Source organism: Amycolatopsis sp. 2-15 (genome assembly GCF_030285625.1).
GTDB lineage: Bacteria > Actinomycetota > Actinomycetes > Mycobacteriales > Pseudonocardiaceae > Amycolatopsis > Amycolatopsis carbonis.
Window position 1 is genome coordinate 7,370,316 of the sequence record NZ_CP127294.1, and the last position, 18,275, is coordinate 7,388,590.

Below are 18,275 nucleotides of genomic sequence, written 5' to 3' on the forward strand. Positions count from 1 at the left end.
CCCGTGTAGCGTCGCGCGCTGCAGGCCCGGGGGTTCCCCAGACCCCGGGTCACCGGGCCCGCCTGCCACGTTCTCCGGGCACCGTTGAACGGGGTGAGTCGTTTCCCACCAGCCGCGAAACCGCCGTCGCCAACGCCGTCCGCTGGGAATCCGGCCACAACGAGGCGTTGCCGGCCTGCGCGATGTTGCCGTACGTCAACGCGAGGGTCAGGTCGAGCAGCACCTCGGCCGGCAGCGCGGCGGACACCTTCCCCGAGGCCTGCGCCGCCGCGATGCCCGCCACCTTGTCGGCCATCGCGCGCTCGACCGGAGCCAGGGACGGCAGCAGATCCGGCCGTTCGAGCGCCTGCCACAGGTTGAGCCGCACCATTCGCGGATTGGCGCGGTAAAAGTCGAACACCTGGCACGCGTACCCCGGCAGGTCCTCGGCGTCGAACATCACCGCGGCCTGCGCCTGCAGCACCTTTTCCGTCAGCACGGCCTCGAACAGCCCGTCCTTGCTGCCGAAATACGCGTAGATCATGCGCTGGTTCGCGCGTGCCCGCTCGGCGATGCGGCCGACGCGCCCGCCGGCGAGCCCGGCGTCGGAGAACTCCTCGACGGCCGCGTCGAGGATCCGGCGGCGAGTGGCGGCGGCGTCGCGGGCCGGAACCTCAGTCATGGGCCTCCACCGAGCGGCTCAGCTCCTCCCACCGGTCCAGCTCCGCGAGTTTCCGCTGCTCCGCGGGCCGGATGAAGTCCACGGCCTCGCCTGAGAGCGGCAGCCACAGCGGCGGGTCGGTCAGCTCGAACACGCTCAGGATGATCGCCGCCGCCCGCGCCGGGTCGACGCCCGGGGCCTGCCCGTTGGCGTGGGCTGTGCGCATCGGCGCCAGCACGGACGCGTACGCGGGGCTCGGCTCGGGCGCGTCCATCGACGAGTACAGCGACGTCGCCATCGACCCGGCTTCCACCACCGTCACGCGCACGCCGAACCCGGCCGTCTCCTGGGCCAGCGCCTCGGAGAACCCCTCCAAGGCGAACTTCGCCGTGACGTACGGCCCGAGCCCCGCCGCCGGCGCCAGCCGCCCGCTCACCGACGAGATCTGCACGACGTGCCCCGCGCCCTGCTCGCGGAACACCGGCAGTGCCGCGCGGCTGACGTGGACCGCGCCCCAGAGGTTCGTCTCGACCTGGTCGCGGAAGTCGGCGAGCGGGGTGTCCTCGAGGCTGGAGACGTTGGCGTACCCGGCGTTGTTGATCACGCCGTCGAGCCGGCCGAACTCGTCCACCGCGACCTGCACGGCGGCCGTGGCGGCCTCGGGATCCCGCACGTCCAAGGCCACCGCGCGGGCCGACTCGGGATACGCCGAGACGAGATCCGCGACCGCGTCGGCGCGGCGTGCCGTGGCCACGACCCGGTGGCCGGCCTCGAGCGCCGTGACCGCGAGCGCCCGGCCGAGGCCGCGGGAAGTTCCGGTGATGAGCAGTGTGCGACATGGCCGTCCTCGGAAGTCCTGAAGTAAGTAACTGGATACTTATCAAGGTAACGGAAGACCCTCCGAATTGCCACGGGCTAACTCTCGTCCTCCGTCGGTCGGCCTCATCCGACCTGGTCAAGCCGCCGGTTGCGCGCCTCCGGCCCGCCCCGACCACCCCGATGCGGCACGGGGTGTGCTCAACGCACCGCAAGCCCTGCACCCAGTCCCGTCCCGCGAGGACCAGCACCATCCCGCACCACAGCGCGCCGACCCGCGAGGGGAAAACACGAACAACGGCGCCTTCGGCGCGGCAGTGCCACGCCACCGCCGCCGAGATCGTCGAGTTCGGTGAGCGCCGGCGCGCTCAGCTGTGAACGGCCTGCCGCAGTACCTTCCGCAGGATCTTGCCCGCGGCCGACTTCGGGATGGCGTCGATGAACTCCACCTGCCGCACCTTCTTATACGGTGCCACCCGCTCGGCCACGAACGCCTGCCCCGCGGCCTCGTCCAGCTGCGGTGACCGCCGGACGACGAACGCCTTGGGCACCTCGCCCGCCTCGTCGTCGGGCACGCCGATCACGGCCGCGTCGGCGATGCCCGGGTGCGTCAGCAGCAGCGCCTCCAGCTCGGCCGGCGGCACCTGGAAACCCTTGTACTTGATCAGTTCCTTGAGCCGGTCGACCACGTGGAACACACCGGCGCTGTCGACGGTCACGATGTCGCCGGTGTGCAGGTAGCCGTCGGAGTCGATGGTCGCGGCCGTGGCGGCGGCGTTGTTGAGATAACCGCGCATCACGTTGGGGCCGCGCACCCAGAGCTCCCCGCGTGACGCGTCTTGGCAGCGACACGGGCCCCGGTCCGACACGCGTACGCCGCCCCGCCGGCGTGCGGGGGGCCTGCCGGGCAAGCATTGCCTGGCGGGACCGCCTCCACGGGCGGTGGGGCGGCGTACGCGGAAGGGCTGGGCCCACCGTTTGTGGCGATCAGACGGTAGAACACGCGCCGGAGGGTGGGTTGGTGGCTGGATGCCCCCGCCTCCGCCGAGGCAGCCGCGGCGCGGCCTGGGCCCGTTCTGGGACGGCATTTCGTGCCGGCACCGGTAACCCGCGTCGGACAACTACCGGCGGGGTCGAGGGCGCCCTCGACGCCGCCGCCGCGTTCGTTTCCATCGTCCCGCTCAGAGCTTCGCGGCTACGGCGCCCGCCATCGTCAGGTAGCCGGAGTCGCGAGGGTGGATGTTCGGTCCGACCGGAGCCGGATCACACTCGAAGGTCAGTTTGCAGAGGTTGGCGACATTCACCGGAACCTGGCCGTGGCCGGGCAGCGTTGTCTGGTCGGCGAAGTCGTCGATCCGGTAGGCGGATGCCACGTCGGCGACCCGGAAGCCGGCTTGGCCGTAGGCGGCCGCGAGTAGTTTGTTGAGCTGGTCGACCACCGTGACCGACTGCATCGCGAGCTGTTGTCCCGCGGCGCCCTGGAGGAACGCCGCCAAAAACGGGTCGTATTCGTTCAGGCCGATGAACCGGGTGTTCGTACCCGGGTCGGCCTTTTTGAGCGCGGTGACGATCGTGGTCAGGTTGGTCTGGATGTCCGCCAGTCCTCGCTGCAAGCAGGCGGCGTCGATGCCCGTGGCCGACCCGCAGTCCTCCACGTCGCTCGCGCCGATGCTGATCGTGACCAGCGGAACGTGGCCGCGGTGCTGGGTCAGGAACGTGATCGCGGCATCCAGCTGCGACCGGGCGTGGGGGTAGGTGCAGATCCCACCGTTGATCATCGTGGTTGTCGTCTCGCTAGGACAACCGAGTTCGGCCAGGTTCAGGTTCCGGCCGTGCAGCAGGCTGACAAGTCGCAGACCGGGGAGCAGATCGTGATCGAAGCCGTGATCGGTCGGCCTGCCCACGCCGTGGGCGTCAGGCTGGAAACCGACCGACAGAGAGTCCCCGAGAGACAGGTAGTAGTCCGTGCTTCCTGGACTCTGACTCGCCGGCGATGCGGTCGCGACACCGGTGATCGAGAACACCGCGGCCACGACCACGGCCGGCAGGGCAAGCCATGTGCGTTTCAGTTTCACTTTTCCCCTCATCGGTCGAACCAAGGACAAGATCCTCAACAGGGGGCACGTTCACGACCGCCGGGTGGTTCACGCGGACTTCGTCGGCACCGGGACCGACGAGACGATCATCACCGCGGGCACGTGCTCGCCGCGGACCCCAGCTCCACCGCGCCGGCACCACCACCGGCACCGTGACAGCCTGCTGCGGCCGCCGTCGCCCGTGTCAGTGACCGCGCGGTGCCATCATGAGCAGCGGCGCCTGAGGATCACCCGCCGCTCGCGGGGCTGGTGATCGCCCCGCTGCTGGCGGTGTCGCTGGTGTCGATCGTCCTGGTCCCGCTCACCCGCCTGGAACCGTTGTGGCGGCTGCTGGCCGCGGTCTGGATTTGCTGGGTCTGCGCCGGCGGCCTCGTTGCCGCCGCCCGTCCCGATCAGCCGGCAACACCGCCGCCCGTCACGACCTGACCAACGCTCAGATGGACATTCACTTCCGTACGCGCCCCCGATGACCACGACGAGTAGTTCCCCAGGAACAAAGAAGGCCCGGCCGGAAAACCGGCCGAGCCTCGAAAGCCGTTGGGACGGCTGCGAAGCCGCAGCAATACCTGTGTCGCAGCCGTCCCGCTCATAGCGGGATGACACGAGCTGGAAGAACAGGTCCGCGTGACTTGCGGGCTGGGAACCGGGCTGAACGGATCTGGCTCCGGCCGCCGTGAGACTCGCGCGCTGCGACCTCGCGTGGCACCGAACCCCGTACCGTGGAGGAGGCGCGCGGTACGGGGTTCGGTGGAGCGGCTCACTCGGTCGGTCGGCGGGAGAGTGAGCGTCTCTTTTCCGCGGTGGCGGAGACTTTCTTTCAGGCGGCCAGATCCCGTGCTGGTGGTCTGGTGTCCGGCGCGGGGAAGCGCAGTATTTCCCGGTCGGGTCCGGCCGGCTCGCAGCCAGGGCGCCAGGTACCCACGTGCGTCCACTGCCTGCCCCACCAGTGACTGATGAGGACGGTGGACCGGAAGCAGACCGGGCACGGCTGGCGGGGGCAGTCGATCGCCATGGGGGCCTCCGTGTCGGTTTCGCTTCGTACCCCTCAAGCGTCGCTTCTTGCTGGCTGTCCGCACATCGGGAGTCTTACCGAGAAACTACGTACGCAACGAGGCGGGCCGTTCAGCCCAGCGACACCACCGCGATGGCGTCGTCGAACTCCACCGCCGAGTGCTGCTGGCACCATCGCGATCAGCGACTGTCGGGCTCTGCCCTCCCGCCCGGTCATTGACCAGGCCAAAGGCACCCCCATGGCACTGCACCGCATCACCGCCGACGCGTTCGAGCGGCTGACCGAGCAGTCTCAGCACCCCAACTTCAAGCTGCACGCCAGCTGAAGCCACCCAGATCTGCACCCTGCTCGCCGACCAGGTCGCTGGCGCGGAACATCGGCCCGGCTGTGTAGCCGGCGCGGGCGAACTGAGTGAGGTCGCCGCGGTAGGCGCGGATGGTGTGCGGCGATTCAGGCACGCGCGGAAAGTCGCCGCGGATCAGGCGTCACCACGACGTAGGTCACCCCGACCAGGATGAGCGCGGCGCGCACCAGCATCTGGGCCCGGGTGAACAACCCGACGAGGTGGTCTGGTCCGAGCAGGGCGGCGGTGACCGCCGCGAGCCAGGTCAGGACCACCAGCGCGAGGAACACCACGGCCCACGCGCGCCAGCCGGGCGGCCACCACAGCACGAGGCTGAGCGCACCGGCCAGGGCCGCCAGGTTGGCCAGCAGCGGGAAGGCGGTCGTGCCGGGCCGGGCGGCGTCGCCGAATAGGGCGATGCTGAACACGCCCAGCGAGCCCACGGTCAGCCGGGCCATCCAGTGCACGGGCGCGAGGCGCAGCAGCGGCGGCCCGGCGAGTGCGAAGGCCAGCCCGGAGACGCCGAGCGCGACCCGGAACACCGGCTGTGCGGACAGCAGCTGTTCGGCCGACTGCTGCAGCGGTGAGATCCCGGTCGGCAGCACGAACTCCAGCAGCCACGCGGAATAGGTCACCACGCCGATCCCGCTCAGGATCCCCGCAGCCAGCCGCGCAGCACGCACCCGATCACCTAAGCGAAGGTCCCGGCGTGCTCGTCATGCCAGGCCGGTCGGTGACCAGTCCTGGACAGCGTTAGCAGGCGGCCCAGAGCCGCACCTCCAGCGAGCGCCACGCCTGTCAGCGTCACAGAGATCCACCGCCGCTGGCTGGCGGGGCCGCCGCACGCCCCGGCGCAGCAGGTAGGAGCATCGACGCGGTCGTCGCAACCGATCGACACCCACATCTGGCCGTCGCACGTCGCCCGTCACTGAACCCCGGCCACCCAGCGCCCGTAGTGGCGCACTGGGACGGCCTTGATGGGTGTCGTGTCGACCGGCGCCTCCACGGTCGGAGGAGCGTCGAAGTTACTGGGCACGAGAACTGCGTCCTATCTACGGCTTCAGGAAGCCGGGTTGATCTCCGACGTGGTCACGGCGCCCGTACCGGACAGACCCCACTTGTCGAGGATCTTCTTGTACGTGCCGTCGTCGATCAGCGCCTGCACGGCCTGCTGAACGGCCTTCGTGTAGTCGCCGCTGTCCTTCTTCAGCACGATGCCGTAGGGAGCCGTGTCGTACGGCGCGCCGAGGACCTCGAGCCGCCCGCCGGTCTGCTTCACGGCGTAGTCGATCACCGGGGAGTCGGCCAGCTCGCCCTGCACGCGCTTGGCGGTGAGTGCCAGGTTCACATCGGTCTGGGCCTGCAGCTGCGTGACCTCGATGGCCGGCTTGCCCGCCTTGGTGCAGGCGTCCGAGCGCGTCTGCAGGTCGTCGACCTGCGTGGTGCCCTTCTGCACGCCCATCTTCTTGCCGCAGAGGTCGTCGAGGTTCAGGCCGTCCGGGTTGCCCTTCAGGACGGCGAGCGACGTGCCTGCCTTGTAGTAGCTGACCATGTCGACCGTCTGCAGCCGCTCGGGGTTGATGCTGAACGACGACATCGCGAGCTCGTACTTGCCGGCCTGGATGCCGGGGATGATGCCGTCGAAGGCGGAGTTCTGGAACTCCATCTTCAGCCCCAGCTTCTGGCCGATGGCGGTGCCCAGGTCGACGTCGAAGCCGCTGACTTTGCCGCCCTCGTCCTGGAACTCGTTGGGCGGGTAGCTCTGGTCCTGGCCGACCAGGATCTTGCCGTCGCTGGTGACCGAAGCCGGCACCATCGCGGCGAGCTTGTCGTCCTTGGTCACGGCCGGGATGTCCGACGAGCCTCCAGGAGCCGCAGCCGATGAGCTGCCGCTCCCCGCATCGCCCGCGCCACTGCCGCCCACGCCGCAGGCCATGGTCAGGCCGACCAGCGCGAAAGCCGGGAGAAGGGCGAGCGCCTTCATCTGGTGTCCACGGGCCACTTCGACACTCCTCGTAGCCTCAACGGGAAAACATGAAAACGCAGGTGAACTCGGTGGAGAAACGCGAGGCCGGTACCCGCATGACGTCGCCAGGGACCGCCTCCCCCACACGGGGGAGGCGTAGACACCAGCTGCCCCAGCGTCGACACACGCCGCGTGACCGTTCGGCGCCTGTCGCTCGACGCGGCCGAGGCCGCCAGAGTCTTCACGTACAAAACGGTCGAGCAGGTGGGAACCGCCACCAGCATCGTCGCGGCCGACGCCCCCGAGTTCGCTCACTCCGGAGGCCATTACCTCGACGATGCACAAGAGGCCTACACCGTGCCGAACGACGCCGACCTCGCGCAGCATCCGCACGGTGTCAAGGAATGGGCACTCGACCCCGCCACTGCCAAGCGCCTCTGGACCGTCTCGACCGACCTGCTCCGTGTCTGACCTTTCGACGCCGGGTCTATCCGGTGATCGGTGTTTCCGGCGTTGTTGATCAGTAGGTCTCGGAGCACCGCTAAGACCGCGCCGGGTCAGATCGCAGGCCGGGGAGCCTACTCAGGAATATCCGTCCGTTTTTCGGCGAGCTGGTGGATCTCGACGCCGCGCACACCGTCGTGGGTTTCGGCGGGCGGCCACCAGATAAGGCCGATGTCGGCGACCACGGTGTCGAAGATCGGGGTCGTCGCGTCGCGGGCGGTGTGGTGTGTGGTCATGTCGCCGGTACCACGTCGATGATCCGGTTCCCGGTGCAGACGAGCAGGCAGACCGCGCGCTGACGATGGTCGTCCCGCTCGGCGCGGATCACGCGGTGCGCATCCACAACACGGCCGGGACGCCGGGCGTGCTCATCGACTACGCGGGCTACTTCAGCCCGGACGGCGTCGGCACCTACACCGCGGTGGCGGGTGGCACGCGGCTGCTCGACACGCGCGACTCAGCCTCCGCCCGGCACACCCCGCTGGGCGCTCGTGAAGAGTTCGCGCTGCAGGTTCGTGGCAACTCTGGGGTTCCGGACAACGCGACTGCCGTGGCCGTCAACCTCACCGCGGAAGAGGTGACCGTGCCGACCACGATCGCCGCCTACCCGCAGACCTACCCGACCAGCGAGAACAGCCTGTTCCTCAATGTCGGGCAGAAACGCTCGAACGTGGCCATCGTCCGGATCGGCGACGACGGCAAGATCCGGCTGCGGAACTCGGCCGGGCTCACGCACGTCGCGGTCGATCTGCTCGGCTGGTTCGCGCCCGGCAATGGCGCGAAGTACGTTCCGACGCTCGGGGCGGCCCGTGTCCTCGACACGCGCGCCGGCAGCGGCGTTCCGCGTGCGTCGGTCGGGCGCGGTGCTTCCGTCACGCGGTGTCTCGTTCTACGCTCCCGAAACCGGCTGGGCGGATGCCCCGGCGCTGGTCGCGGACCAAGGGCAGACGGCGCCGGTCACGGCACTGGTGCCGCTCGGCAGCAGCGGCAAGCTGACGGCGGCCAACGGTGACGGCGCGGTCGAGATGTCGGCCGACGTGACAGGCTACTTCGTCGGCGGCTCGCCTGCCGCCGCGGCGGGCAACTGCATCGCGCCGACCGGGTGCTGGCTGGTCAGATCACTCGCCGGCTCCCCGACCCGACCGACGGCGCGGGCGGGCGGTCGGGCTCTCCACGACGCTGTCCCGGCCGGCGCTGGTGTCGCTCGCGGGCAGGCTCCGCCTCGCGCCCAGCGGCCCCGTCCGGGCATCGGGGGTCGTGGCCGGCCTGCCCAGCAACCAGGACTTCACCTACTGGCCGGTCGAACCCGGCGTCGTGGTCGAAGCACGCGCGGACTCGGCATACGAACTCGGCCGGTACCGACATCGGCTCACCGTGGTAAGGGTTCGGGATTTATTCGAGTAGATGCAAGATTGATGCACTTGGTGGTCAACCGTGTCTTCGCTGGTCAGGGTGGGTGCCGGGCAGTGCCGTCGGTTGGCGTCAGCGGGGCCGCGATGCTGATCAGAACCCATGCCCGAATCAGATGAATCGATGTTGTGTTCGATGCAACGTCGTGGAGCGGGTAAACGTGCCAGGCGCTCTCGCGTGTTCTACGGCTTGCAGATCCCGCTCGCCTCGATCGTCGCGACGATCTTCTCGGCCTTCGCCTGGTCGACCGATGCGTCGGCGCCGAAGCGCGAGGCCGCGTTCTTGACCACGGTCGCCGGGACTGATCGTGACATACGGCCGAACGGGTCATTTCGGCACAATGTTCGCCGCAAGCCGAGCATTCAGTGCGACACTCTTGCAGCGAACGTCACACTTCGACACTGGGGAAAAATTGAAAAGAATAGTTCAGGCGGCGCTGACTGCTGCATTTGTCGTGAGCGTTTCAGCATTCGGAATCGTAACACCAGCGAGCGCGGCACCATGCGAGAACGACAATTACTGGTGTAGCGGACAGAAAACAGTCATCCAATACCCTTCCGCATGGCTGGACCTGCAGACGTATTGGGGCGCCGACAACCATGAGCACGCTCGAGGCCACGGGAAGATTCCGGAAAATCGCTGGCTGTACCTCGACGTGATTTACCCCGACGGCTCCTATCATGGCTGGGTGAATCAGGTGAAGGGAGCCGGAACAGCGTGGTACAGCGGCGAAGTTTACACCGGCTACCAATACGACGGCCCTGGTTACCAGGTTCGCGCATGCACCGACACTGCCGGGGTGTTCACTTGTACGGGATGGCATTGATCGGCTTGTAAACCAGGACCGCCAGCCGGATCCGCTTGCGGTGGTCGGGCGACGGGGAGTTCGACCGGGCGTACGGTCCTCCTCGGCGCCGACCACTGTGATCGACTATAGGTACGCCCCTCGTCGGCAACGACCCGATGAGGAGTCCCCAGCCGCGATACGCGCAGCGGCGCGGGCGAAGTTGTGGACGTCGCGTAGTCCGGCGGGGCGCCCGCGAGACGACCTTCGCGGCGCTCGTCGCGCCACAGCGGCTGGCGACGGAAGGCACCACCGGCTCGTTGAAGTGGGTTGTGGTCGTCGAGCAGCCGGTTCGCAATGCTGATCAGCGCCCCTGCCCGAATCAGATGAATCGATGTTGCGTTGGAAGCAACGTCGAGGAGCGGGTAAACGTGCCAGGCGCTCTCGCGTGTTCTACGGCTTGCAGATCCCGCTCGCCTCGATCGTCGCGACGATCTTCTCGGCCTTCGCCTGGTCGACCGATGCGTCGGCGCCGAAGCGCGAGGCCGCGTTCTTGACCACGGTCGCGTGGTCCTTGCCCTGCGCGAGGTCCTCGCACACGTTCCGCCCATTGTCGATCGCGCGATTCGCGTGCCCGACGACGAGCGCAGGGTCGATCTGATGCAGCAGCGCCGCGAGGTAGGTCCGCTCCACCGGCGCCACCGGATCCACCGAGCCGTCCCGCGGCGGAGCTGCAGGCGCCACCGGAACCAACGACGGGACGTTCCGCGGCGGAGCAGCGGGTGCCACCGGCGCCGGTGCAGGCTGTCGGCTACCGCAGCCGGCCAGAAGGACGAGAGCACCGAAGATCACGAGCAGTTTGCGCACGGTCGCTACAGCGTGATTCCGCGCCGTTTCGTTACGGGAGGAGGCGTTCGCCCCCTGTGTGGAACGCACGGCACGGCGGGCGCCCGCCGCGTGCTGCTGAGCACGCACGCTCGACAACCTGCCGAACCGACGAATACCGCACCGTTCGAATAAGTGCATTACGCCAGCTGCGAAACCCTTCACCACCAGATCATGAGGCGGCACTACCTCCCGCCGAGGTGCAGGGCGGCGGCGCGCGGCTCAACATCGGTCCCGCGGTCAGATGCCCCGCATCCGTCAACCTCGCGTACTCAACCATGCGTCAAGCCTGCTTGACGAGGTGGCGTGGCCCGGAAGTCCTAGCTTTTTCTGACGTAGTGCGCCACCGGCCATACCTGCCCGCGGATCTCCCTCGTGGGCGGGCCTTCGACGCGGCCGAAGCCGGCGTGCTCGGCCGCTCGCTGCGAAGCGACGTTGTCGGTGTGCGTCCAGAGGCGGATCTCGGTGCCGGGCCAGGCGGCGCTCACCCGTAGACAGAGCTCGGCGAGTGCGCGCCGTGCGACTCCGCGGCCGCGCGCGGAGGCCGCCACCCAGTAGCTGACCTCGGCGATGCCGCCTTCGCGCTCCGCCGCGAGGTTGGCCAGCCGCTCGCCGGACCGCGCGGCGACGGCGACGGCGACGAAGCCGAGGGCGTTCTCGCGCCGCGTGCTCGGGCACGTCGTCGCCGACCACATCGGCGCCGACATGGTCTGCCAGACCATCGACGCCGCAGTCGCCTGCCGCGGCGGCAGCGTCGCCGGCACCGTGTTGCATTCCGATCGTGGCGGCGAGTTCACCGCGTCGTTGACCGTCGCGGCCTACTGGCTGCCCGACGACGCGGCGTGGTACGTCGCGCAGGTGCGGGACCCGGACACCCTGCGCTTCACCACGGAACGTGCGACGCTGACGGTCGCGGAGTTCCAGCGTGCGCTGGAGGCGTTGCGCCGCAACCGGGATGCTCAGCCCTGCACGCTACGAGCAATCCCTGACAGGCCCAGCGAAAGCTGCTTGAAGACCTGTCCACTGTTCGGGGGGAACCTCAGTAGGTGGATAGCGGAGTGACGCCGCTTATTGTTGTATCGGCCGATCCACATGTCAACTGCAGCAACGAGTTCTGCCTTGGTGGCGAAGGTGTGGCGGTAGTAGTACTCGTGTTTGAACGTCGACCAGAACGATTCCGCGGGGCTGTTGTCCCAGCAGATCCCGGTATCGCCCATCGACCGTTTCAGGTCGTGGCCGGCGCATGTCGGTCAACCAGACCGCATCGAGCCGGCCCTGGTCGAAACACCGCCGCACCAGGTCCGACGGGAACGACGCCGCCGGGTCGGCCACCGTGGTGCGGACCTTGAAGGTGCGTGGGCTGATGCCCTCGATCCCGATCTCGGCCATGATCGCCGCGACGGTTTTCTCGTTCACCACCTCGCCGCGTTCCCGCAACTCGGTGGTGATCCTCGGGGACCCATACGTGCCGTCGGACTCGGCGTGCACGTCCAGGATCTTCACCGCCAGATCAGCGCGGCGCTGCTGCCGTGGCGTCAACACCGTTGCCGCGGCGCGTTTCCCGTACGCGTAGTAGCCGGATGTCGAGACGCCCAGCAGCCGCGCCATGCGCAGGACAGAGAACCGCGCACCCTCGGGTGTAGTGGTCCCGGCGATCTCGGCGGGCTCGTCGGGGCCGGCGTACTTGGCCATCAGAGCGAACCGTGCGGATTCTTCTGCATCGCGGCAAAGTACGCCGAAGCTTTTACCAGGAACGCGTTGTCCTTCTCCAACTCGGCCACCTGCGTGCGCAATCGCAGCAACTCGGCCCGCTCGGCCGTCTCCAGGGGTTTCTCCCCGTGGACCTCGGCGGCGACGATCCTGCGCCGCTCGTCTTTGACCCAGACACTCAACATCCCCGCGTCGATCCCCAGCTCGCGGGCAACCTCAGCGATCGTGCGGTCAGAATCGATCACACGATGCGCAGCCTCGACCTTGTACTCGGCCGCATACGACCGACGCTTGCGTGGAGGCATATGGACATCCTTCCAGCAGGACCACGGTCCTGCTAACTCGGTGTCCACTCCCCGGGGGGAACCTCAGTCGTCGGGCGCGACTTTCTCCCACACCTCATGGGGCGTGGCATAGACCCGCAAGTCGTACCCATGCTCGCCCCCGCCGATGCTGAACCCGACCACCTGCCACTGCTCGTGGTCGAGACCGACCGTCCGCGCAAGCCCTTCCCACGGCACCGTCATGCGCTCGTCAAGCTGCGCTGTGCCCTTCCAATCGGGGAAAGGGATGCTTGCTTCGCCCCAGATCTCTTCGTCCATGCCCCACACTCCGTTCGCCTGTGACTGAGACATCCTTCCGGCATGACCCCGAGTGGTGTGAACGCCTCATGCAGAACCGGCGATACTGGCAGAGTCGCGTATTCGATCAGCATTGCAGATGCTGCGCCAGCCCACGACCACGCACACCAGCACTCGGTCACTGGCCAGGCCCGGGTGCCGGGTTCCGCGCGGCGCCGACGAACCCTGATCGCCTTGAGCGGCCTCGCAGCCGCGGCCACCGCGGCCATGGTTGCCGTAGCGATCACGAGTCCCGACGCGCCCCGCCCTGCTTCAACTCCCGCCGCCGAAGAACCCACGATGACCGTCCCGACCCCCTCGGCGACGCCTGTGCAGATCATCCCCACCCCTTCACCGGCAACGCCCGCAAGCCACCTGCAACGGCGCTCGCCGGACCGCCACCAGCCCCGCCAGGCCCAGCCTCACTGCCCGGCCCTGGCGCCCTCGCAGCCAACCGCAGTGACAAGGCTGCCAATCCACCCGATAAAGCCAAGGGGAATCCCAAGGACAAGGGCAAGGGCCACGTCCACCCCTAACACCGCGCCCCCGATCGAACTTCGCCTCCGCAGGCACACCACGTCAGCGCTCAGACGGCAGTGTTGACCGAGACGACTTTCCTCACCCGGGTCGGGGTGGTTGCCGCCGGGTCGACCTGAGGCGCGCCCTCGGCGAGGTCCCTGTCATACGACCTCTGGAGGTCGTCGTCGCCGGGGATCGCAGACCCTAGATAGACAGAACGTCTCGCCCGTGCCGAAAAGGCCGGTGTTGACGGCGACCCGCTGACCGACCTTGTCGATCTTCTGATCGGCCGTATCGTAGTTTTCCGGCCCAGGAAGCGAAAACCGGAGAATATCTCAATCGTCTACTTGCTCGTAGTGACGGGCCTGACTTTGCTGCCGATTACCCGACGGCGGAGACGAGACACATCTTCGCCGCAATTCTTCTTCCGCCACCGTTGTCACTGGTTGATGCCTGCGGCGTGCTGCGCGCGCTGAACGGTACATACTTCCTTATTTGATCTTGCCCATCTTTCCATTGGAACCGGTTCACGAAATAAGTTCGCCGATGACGCTGGTATCCAGTCAATCGCAGTCTTCTGCTCGTGGTGATCCCGTGAGTTTGGTGCCGAATAATCCGGGTATGCGCAGTTCGTACGGCGTGACGTGGGTTCGGCCGGTTTCGTCGTACGCAGCGCGCAGCACAAGCCATCCAGCCTGTGACATCTCACCAAGATTCTCGGAAATGCAGACAACAAACGACGGAGTACCTCCCTGACCAGCCCCGGACGGCGCGGGCGCGCCGGCTCCCGATCAACGAATGCACCCTGACCGTCGTCGGCATCATCACCGCGCTCGTCGCCCTGGCCGCCGCACTCATCGGGGCCATCCTCGGCGGACTGGCCGGGATGCGCTACCACCGCAAGATCGACCGAATCACCCACAACCGAAGGGCGACCACCCCGGGCAAGGGAGCACACCATCGACGACGCCGTGCCGCTGGGTACTCCGCCCGTTCAGCGTGGTGGCCGCCGGCCCCATTCAGAGCAAATTCCTCACACGGAGGAGAAAATCATGTCGACACGCACACCTTCACCCACTTCCACCGGACGCTCGTCCGCCCAGCTCGCCTCGATTATCGTCGCCGGCGTTTTCCTGCTGGTCGGCATCCTCGGATTCATCCCCGGCGTCACCACCGACTACAGCCAGATGGGCTTCGCCGGCCACGGATCGATGGCCATGCTTTTCGGCGTGTTCATGGTCTCCACCCTGCACAACATCGTGCACCTGCTCTTCGGTGTCGTCGGCCTGGCCTGCGCCCGCACCTCACGCGCGGCCCGGCTGTACCTGCTCGTCGGAGGAGTCGTGTACCTCGTGCTGTGGCTCTACGGTCTGCTCATCGACCACGGCAGCGACGCCAACTTCGTCCCGTTCAACAACGCGGACAACTGGCTCCACCTCGGCCTCGGCATCGGCATGATCGCCCTCGGCCTGCTCACCGGTCGCGAAGGACGCACAGCCCCCACGCCGACCGGCACCCAATAGAAACCACGCAACGCGTGGTTCCCAGGGTGTCGGCGGCAGCGACCGGCGCGCAGGGGAAGCCTTCAGGCGGCAAGGAGGAGATTCATGGTGGAGAACAAACGAGGACGTCATCGAGTTGCTGTAGCGGCAGCACCGGGAGATCCGCGAGCTGTTCACCCAGTTGGAAACGGCGGAAGACGACCAGCGGCGGAAGGCGTTCCGCAGTCTCGTACGGCTCCTGGCGGTGCACGAGACAGCGGAGGAAGAAGTGGTGCACCCGGAGATCCGCGACCTCGAACCAGCGGCCAGGCCCGTGGTCGAGGCACGGCTGGGTGAAGAGCGGGTGGACGCTTAGCTGCTGGAGTGGTCACGGGTGAGCTGCCAGGCCATGGTGATCACGGTGCCCTGCTCGGTGGGGGTGATCTCGGCGTGGTGGGACAGCAGGTGGATCAGGGGCAGTCCGCGGCCGCGGCGGGGATCGTCGCCGGTATGTCGAAGGGCGACGTCAGCCACTGGCGTCGCTCTGACGGGCTCTGTGTGCTCGGTAGGCTGCATCCACGCCATCCTTCTCGCCACCGCCGCCACGCGCAGTGCCGATATCTTCACCTCCCGTCGGTCGCCCGCGGCAGGCGCTATGAGACCTGCGGCTGTCCTCGGCCAGCCCTCGGCGGCCCGCTGCTGTGCAGCACGGTGACCGCTGCGTCAGGATCGGGAGCACGCAGTCCTTCGAACCCAACTCAGGAGGGGACGTGGCCGCCCTCGGAGAGCCCACAGGCATCAGCCTGCGCCGCGACGGCGCCGCAGTGGTGCTGACCGCGCACGGCGAGTTCGACGCGCTCACCACACCCGAGCTGCGGGCCACGATCCGCGAGGCCCTCCTCGAGGCCCCGCCGGTGCTGGTCATCGACCTGACTCACGTGGCGTTCTTCGCCTCGGCCGCGATCTCGGCGCTCGTCGAGGCCCGCAGGGCCGCCGACGATGAGGACACCGCACTGCGGCTGGCGGTCGGGCCCTACCTCGACCGCACCCTCAACCTCGTGGGCCTCGACACGGTGTTCGCGCTGTACCCGTCGGCGACTGCCGCACTGGCCGCCGACAGCACTTGACCGGTACCGATTCGCCTGATGCGTAACCTAGCCGTGCGGGGGTACCACGATCGACGAGGCACAAGACAGGAAGACCACGACTGCACGAGGAAGTGCCCATGTCCCCGGTCGGTGAACCCGACGCGGCCGCGAATCCCGAGCTGCGGTCCCGCCGCCCCGCCCGCGTCGACGACGTCACCGCCCTGCGCCACGACCTGGCCGGCTGGATCAGCGCCCACCACCTCACCGGCGATCTCGCCGGCGACGTCGAGCTGGCCACCTACGAGGCACTGAGCAACGCCGCCAACCACGCCTATCCCCACCGCGTCGACGGCACCGTGGAGCTGCACGGCCGCCACCAGCCCGGCCTGGTCCGCATCACTGTCACCGACCACGGCCACTGGCAGCCACCCGCCTCAGACCCCGACGAGCAGCACGGACGCGGCCTCCCACTCATCCACGCCCTGCCCGACCACGCAACCGTCGACCTCACCGAACTCGGCACCATCGTGACCATGACCTGGCATCTCGACCAGCACCACAGCTCCGGCACGACCTGAGCACAGACGGCCGTGCTTACACACCGACCCGACGGCCGAGATGCCGGCACCGGGCGCTGCGTCAGGCCCGTGCGAACCGGCGGTTCACGATCCAGCCGCTCGGTGCGCTGACCTGCGTGACCCAGTAGCGCCGGTCGAGGTCTGCACCACTGACGGTGACCGTCCCCAGGCCACCCACCGACGTACACGTCGCGGCAGGGGTCGCCGCGAACTCGGCGTCGCTGAGCGTGCTGTCCCCATCGTCGGGCACGATGCCGAGGACGACCCCGTCGAGGCCGCCCACGCTGCCGGCCTCGGTCCGCGATCCTCCTGTGTGCACTTCGATCACCGCGCCACCGTCTGGCGGCTGTGCCCGCGCGGGCTCCGCGCTCAGAGCTGTGCCAGCGATCGCCACCACCGCCGACGCCACGGCGCACGACGAAGTCACCCCCGCGCGGTCGGAAGCGGCCACTGCGCACCTCCGTGCCGCGGTGTGCGTTTCGGATCCGCACGACCAACCCCCTGTTAGTCCTTCGCGTGAGGACAACGTGCCAGCGCGCCGACCGTAAGCCCGTGATCACGTCGCGTTCTCGTTTTCACTTTCCACGTCGCCCGGGCAGGTGAGGTCAGGAGCCTGCAGGACACCGCCGCGCCGTTGACCTTCCTCCACGAAGGCGACCTCGCCGCGTTCGCGCCCGGCAGCCCCATCGTCGACGTCTCCTGCGACGAAGGCATGGGCTTCAGCTGGGCGCGGACCACCACGTTCGCCCACCCGTCGTTCGTGGTCGGCGACGGCATCACGTACTACGCCGTCGATCACAGCCCGCCCTACCTGTGGAACTCGGCCACGTGGGAGATCAGCGAGGCCCTGCTCCCGTTCCTGGGGACGGTGCTCGGCGGACCGTCCGCATGGGACGGTGACGAAACTGTCCGCCGCGCCATCGAGATCCGCGACGGTGTCGTCCGGAATCCCGCCGTCCTGGCCTTCCAGGACCGCGCGGCGGAGTACCCGCACCTCGTGGAGTAGAGGACTGCGGTCGGCCCCTCCGCGGGAGGTGGACCGCAGCAGCACCCGTTGTGGCAAACCCAACCGCCCGGCTGGTGCTTCCGACATGCCGCAGCTACCGCAGGCTGGGAACTCGCCCTGGCCGACCTCGTCCTCAACGGCGAACACGTCGGCGCCAACGCCCAGTACCCCGGAATGCGTCACACTCTTCACACACTCAGCGCAGTCGTCGTGTACGCTCGGTGTTGACCGAGAGCATTTCGTGCGCGAGTGATTAAGCCTGCGCCGTCCTCGGCGCCAGTCCGGCCGGCAATCAGCGGTCGGAGACGGGAGCACCGACATGCTGTCGGGCCCGAACACCACACTCTCCACCCAACCGGTCACCGAGCCCCGACTACGGCTCAAACCGGCGGCACCCGCCACCGGACACGTCGACGGTGCGTGGTGGCCTCGGTCCCGCGATCTGGCCGCCGAACTGCCCGTGCTGCTCGCGGCGCTGGCCGCTCGGCTGGGACGCATCGACCGGGTCAGCTACCACCTCGGCGACTGGCCGGATCCACCCCGCGGCGTCACCTTCGGTGAGAGCGGCATCCGGCTCGAGGGATTCCGGTCGCAGCCATCCGCCACCTTGACGGTGATCGGCTGGGACCAGCACCGAACGACCCTGCTGGTCATTGCCGCGGAAACCGACCCTGACGCCGCACAGGACGCCCTCACGACCGCCGCGGACCCGGACAACACCAGCGACAGCACACATCTGCTGGCCGCCGCCGGGCACCAGCACACCAACAGCGGCGCGCCACTGCACTCCTGAACCACCCCGCCCACCGGGCAGCAC

Annotated in this window: 29 protein-coding genes and 1 pseudogene; 13 read left to right on the top strand and 17 right to left on the bottom strand. The window is 68.3% G+C overall.

Annotated features, from left to right (window positions below):
• Positions 1-49: 49 nt before the first annotated feature.
• The 4 genes and pseudogenes from QRX50_RS36610 to QRX50_RS36625 all read right to left on the bottom strand — a co-directional run bounded on the left by QRX50_RS36610 (position 50) and on the right by QRX50_RS36625 (position 3,543).
• Positions 50-661 (bottom strand): TetR/AcrR family transcriptional regulator, encoded by a 612-nt coding sequence (locus tag QRX50_RS36610; RefSeq protein ID WP_285967656.1) that lies wholly within the window; start codon positions 659-661, stop codon positions 50-52.
• On the bottom strand, positions 654-1,469 hold the full coding sequence (locus QRX50_RS36615; protein ID WP_353074186.1) for an SDR family NAD(P)-dependent oxidoreductase: 816 nt from the start codon (positions 1,467-1,469) through the stop codon (positions 654-656). The genes QRX50_RS36610 and QRX50_RS36615 overlap by 8 nt, the downstream gene beginning before the upstream one ends.
• A gap of 355 nt (positions 1,470-1,824) precedes the next feature.
• A pseudogene (locus tag QRX50_RS36620) lies at positions 1,825-2,286 on the bottom strand (AMP-binding enzyme); the annotation flags it as partial.
• Positions 2,287-2,637: 351 nt separating this feature from the next.
• Entirely contained in the window at positions 2,638-3,543 is a 906-nt protein-coding gene (locus tag QRX50_RS36625) for an SGNH/GDSL hydrolase family protein (protein WP_285967657.1), read from the bottom strand.
• Here QRX50_RS36625 and QRX50_RS36630 point away from each other — a divergent pair.
• From QRX50_RS36630 to QRX50_RS36640, 3 genes are all read left to right on the top strand, one after another.
• The gene (locus QRX50_RS36630; protein WP_285974785.1) at positions 3,467-3,805 is read left to right on the top strand and encodes a hypothetical protein; all 339 of its coding nucleotides are present in this window, start codon (positions 3,467-3,469) and stop codon (positions 3,803-3,805) included. The genes QRX50_RS36625 and QRX50_RS36630 overlap by 77 nt on opposite strands.
• A complete protein-coding gene (locus QRX50_RS36635) occupies positions 3,802-3,978 on the top strand; it encodes a hypothetical protein (RefSeq protein ID WP_285967658.1) in 177 nt (58 codons plus the stop codon). The genes QRX50_RS36630 and QRX50_RS36635 overlap by 4 nt, the downstream gene beginning before the upstream one ends.
• 824 nt (positions 3,979-4,802) lie before the next feature.
• Positions 4,803-4,889, top strand: a complete 87-nt coding sequence (locus QRX50_RS36640) for a hypothetical protein (RefSeq protein WP_285974658.1) — start codon at positions 4,803-4,805, stop codon at positions 4,887-4,889.
• On the opposite strand, the gene QRX50_RS36645 is transcribed toward QRX50_RS36640, so the two are convergent.
• From QRX50_RS36645 to QRX50_RS36655, 3 genes are all read right to left on the bottom strand, one after another.
• Positions 4,870-5,022: a hypothetical protein gene (locus QRX50_RS36645; protein WP_285967659.1), complete on the bottom strand. Its 153-nt coding sequence runs from the start codon at positions 5,020-5,022 to the stop codon at positions 4,870-4,872. The two genes, QRX50_RS36640 and QRX50_RS36645, sit on opposite strands and share 20 nt — an antisense overlap.
• Positions 5,015-5,590: a hypothetical protein gene (locus tag QRX50_RS36650; protein ID WP_285967660.1), complete on the bottom strand. Its 576-nt coding sequence runs from the start codon at positions 5,588-5,590 to the stop codon at positions 5,015-5,017. The genes QRX50_RS36645 and QRX50_RS36650 overlap by 8 nt, the downstream gene beginning before the upstream one ends.
• A gap of 377 nt (positions 5,591-5,967) precedes the next feature.
• Positions 5,968-6,909, bottom strand: coding sequence for an ABC transporter substrate-binding protein (locus QRX50_RS36655; protein ID WP_285967661.1), 942 nt, complete (start codon positions 6,907-6,909; stop codon positions 5,968-5,970).
• 156 nt (positions 6,910-7,065) lie between these two features.
• On the opposite strand from QRX50_RS36655, the gene QRX50_RS36660 reads away from it, so the two are divergent.
• Positions 7,066-7,344, top strand: coding sequence for an SDR family NAD(P)-dependent oxidoreductase (locus QRX50_RS36660; RefSeq protein WP_285967662.1), 279 nt, complete (start codon positions 7,066-7,068; stop codon positions 7,342-7,344).
• 107 nt (positions 7,345-7,451) lie between these two features.
• On the opposite strand, the gene QRX50_RS36665 is transcribed toward QRX50_RS36660, so the two are convergent.
• Positions 7,452-7,613 carry a hypothetical protein gene (locus tag QRX50_RS36665; RefSeq protein WP_285967663.1) on the bottom strand — a complete coding sequence of 54 codons (162 nt, stop codon included), beginning with the start codon at positions 7,611-7,613 and terminating at the stop codon, positions 7,452-7,454.
• A 65-nt stretch (positions 7,614-7,678) separates the two neighbouring features.
• Between QRX50_RS36665 and QRX50_RS36670 the strand changes: the two genes are divergently transcribed.
• Positions 7,679-8,389, top strand: a complete 711-nt coding sequence (locus QRX50_RS36670; protein WP_285967664.1) for a hypothetical protein — start codon at positions 7,679-7,681, stop codon at positions 8,387-8,389.
• A gap of 580 nt (positions 8,390-8,969) precedes the next feature.
• Here the strand turns inward: QRX50_RS36670 and QRX50_RS36675 are convergent.
• Positions 8,970-9,101: a hypothetical protein gene (locus QRX50_RS36675; RefSeq protein WP_285967665.1), complete on the bottom strand. Its 132-nt coding sequence runs from the start codon at positions 9,099-9,101 to the stop codon at positions 8,970-8,972.
• 26 nt (positions 9,102-9,127) lie between these two features.
• On the opposite strand from QRX50_RS36675, the gene QRX50_RS36680 reads away from it, so the two are divergent.
• Complete coding sequence (locus tag QRX50_RS36680; RefSeq protein ID WP_285967666.1) at positions 9,128-9,613, top strand: hypothetical protein; 486 nt, start codon at positions 9,128-9,130, stop codon at positions 9,611-9,613.
• 411 nt (positions 9,614-10,024) lie between these two features.
• On the opposite strand, the gene QRX50_RS36685 is transcribed toward QRX50_RS36680, so the two are convergent.
• Positions 10,025-10,282 carry a DUF732 domain-containing protein gene (locus QRX50_RS36685; protein WP_285967667.1) on the bottom strand — a complete coding sequence of 86 codons (258 nt, stop codon included), beginning with the start codon at positions 10,280-10,282 and terminating at the stop codon, positions 10,025-10,027.
• A 494-nt stretch (positions 10,283-10,776) separates the two neighbouring features.
• Positions 10,777-11,178, bottom strand: coding sequence for a GNAT family N-acetyltransferase (locus QRX50_RS36690; protein WP_285967668.1), 402 nt, complete (start codon positions 11,176-11,178; stop codon positions 10,777-10,779).
• Between QRX50_RS36690 and QRX50_RS36695 the strand changes: the two genes are divergently transcribed.
• On the top strand, positions 11,162-11,518 hold the full coding sequence (locus QRX50_RS36695; protein WP_285967669.1) for a hypothetical protein: 357 nt from the start codon (positions 11,162-11,164) through the stop codon (positions 11,516-11,518). The genes QRX50_RS36690 and QRX50_RS36695 overlap by 17 nt on opposite strands.
• Here the strand turns inward: QRX50_RS36695 and QRX50_RS50030 are convergent.
• The 4 genes from QRX50_RS50030 to QRX50_RS36710 all read right to left on the bottom strand — a co-directional run bounded on the left by QRX50_RS50030 (position 11,416) and on the right by QRX50_RS36710 (position 12,768).
• On the bottom strand, positions 11,416-11,658 hold the full coding sequence (locus QRX50_RS50030) for an integrase core domain-containing protein (RefSeq protein WP_353074187.1): 243 nt from the start codon (positions 11,656-11,658) through the stop codon (positions 11,416-11,418). The genes QRX50_RS36695 and QRX50_RS50030 overlap by 103 nt on opposite strands.
• Entirely contained in the window at positions 11,552-12,064 is a 513-nt protein-coding gene (locus QRX50_RS36700) for an IS3 family transposase (protein ID WP_285967670.1), read from the bottom strand. Before QRX50_RS36700 ends, QRX50_RS50030 begins: the two co-directional genes overlap by 107 nt.
• 83 nt (positions 12,065-12,147) lie before the next feature.
• On the bottom strand, positions 12,148-12,471 hold the full coding sequence (locus QRX50_RS36705) for a transposase (RefSeq protein WP_285967671.1): 324 nt from the start codon (positions 12,469-12,471) through the stop codon (positions 12,148-12,150).
• Positions 12,472-12,534: 63 nt separating this feature from the next.
• A complete protein-coding gene (locus QRX50_RS36710; protein WP_285967672.1) occupies positions 12,535-12,768 on the bottom strand; it encodes a hypothetical protein in 234 nt (77 codons plus the stop codon).
• Positions 12,769-14,357: 1,589 nt separating this feature from the next.
• Between QRX50_RS36710 and QRX50_RS36715 the strand changes: the two genes are divergently transcribed.
• Both QRX50_RS36715 and QRX50_RS36720 read left to right on the top strand, forming a co-directional pair.
• Positions 14,358-14,828: a DUF4383 domain-containing protein gene (locus QRX50_RS36715; protein WP_285967673.1), complete on the top strand. Its 471-nt coding sequence runs from the start codon at positions 14,358-14,360 to the stop codon at positions 14,826-14,828.
• 160 nt (positions 14,829-14,988) lie between these two features.
• Positions 14,989-15,162 (top strand): hemerythrin domain-containing protein, encoded by a 174-nt coding sequence (locus QRX50_RS36720; RefSeq protein WP_285967674.1) that lies wholly within the window; start codon positions 14,989-14,991, stop codon positions 15,160-15,162.
• Here the strand turns inward: QRX50_RS36720 and QRX50_RS36725 are convergent.
• Complete coding sequence (locus tag QRX50_RS36725) at positions 15,159-15,320, bottom strand: ATP-binding protein (RefSeq protein ID WP_285967675.1); 162 nt, start codon at positions 15,318-15,320, stop codon at positions 15,159-15,161. The genes QRX50_RS36720 and QRX50_RS36725 overlap by 4 nt on opposite strands.
• Positions 15,321-15,556: 236 nt before the next feature.
• On the opposite strand from QRX50_RS36725, the gene QRX50_RS36730 reads away from it, so the two are divergent.
• Complete coding sequence (locus tag QRX50_RS36730; protein ID WP_285967676.1) at positions 15,557-15,913, top strand: STAS domain-containing protein; 357 nt, start codon at positions 15,557-15,559, stop codon at positions 15,911-15,913.
• Between the two features lie 98 nt (positions 15,914-16,011).
• Positions 16,012-16,452 carry an ATP-binding protein gene (locus QRX50_RS36735; protein ID WP_285967677.1) on the top strand — a complete coding sequence of 147 codons (441 nt, stop codon included), beginning with the start codon at positions 16,012-16,014 and terminating at the stop codon, positions 16,450-16,452.
• A gap of 61 nt (positions 16,453-16,513) precedes the next feature.
• Here QRX50_RS36735 and QRX50_RS36740 read toward each other — a convergent pair whose 3' ends face one another.
• Positions 16,514-16,780, bottom strand: coding sequence for a hypothetical protein (locus QRX50_RS36740; protein ID WP_285967678.1), 267 nt, complete (start codon positions 16,778-16,780; stop codon positions 16,514-16,516).
• Positions 16,781-17,086: 306 nt separating this feature from the next.
• Here QRX50_RS36740 and QRX50_RS36745 point away from each other — a divergent pair, with 306 nt between their 5' ends.
• Both QRX50_RS36745 and QRX50_RS36750 read left to right on the top strand, forming a co-directional pair.
• Positions 17,087-17,458 (top strand): Rossmann-fold NAD(P)-binding domain-containing protein, encoded by a 372-nt coding sequence (locus QRX50_RS36745; protein WP_285967679.1) that lies wholly within the window; start codon positions 17,087-17,089, stop codon positions 17,456-17,458.
• Positions 17,459-17,777: 319 nt separating this feature from the next.
• Positions 17,778-18,251: a DUF5994 family protein gene (locus QRX50_RS36750; protein WP_285967680.1), complete on the top strand. Its 474-nt coding sequence runs from the start codon at positions 17,778-17,780 to the stop codon at positions 18,249-18,251.
• Positions 18,252-18,275: the final 24 nt, after the last annotated feature.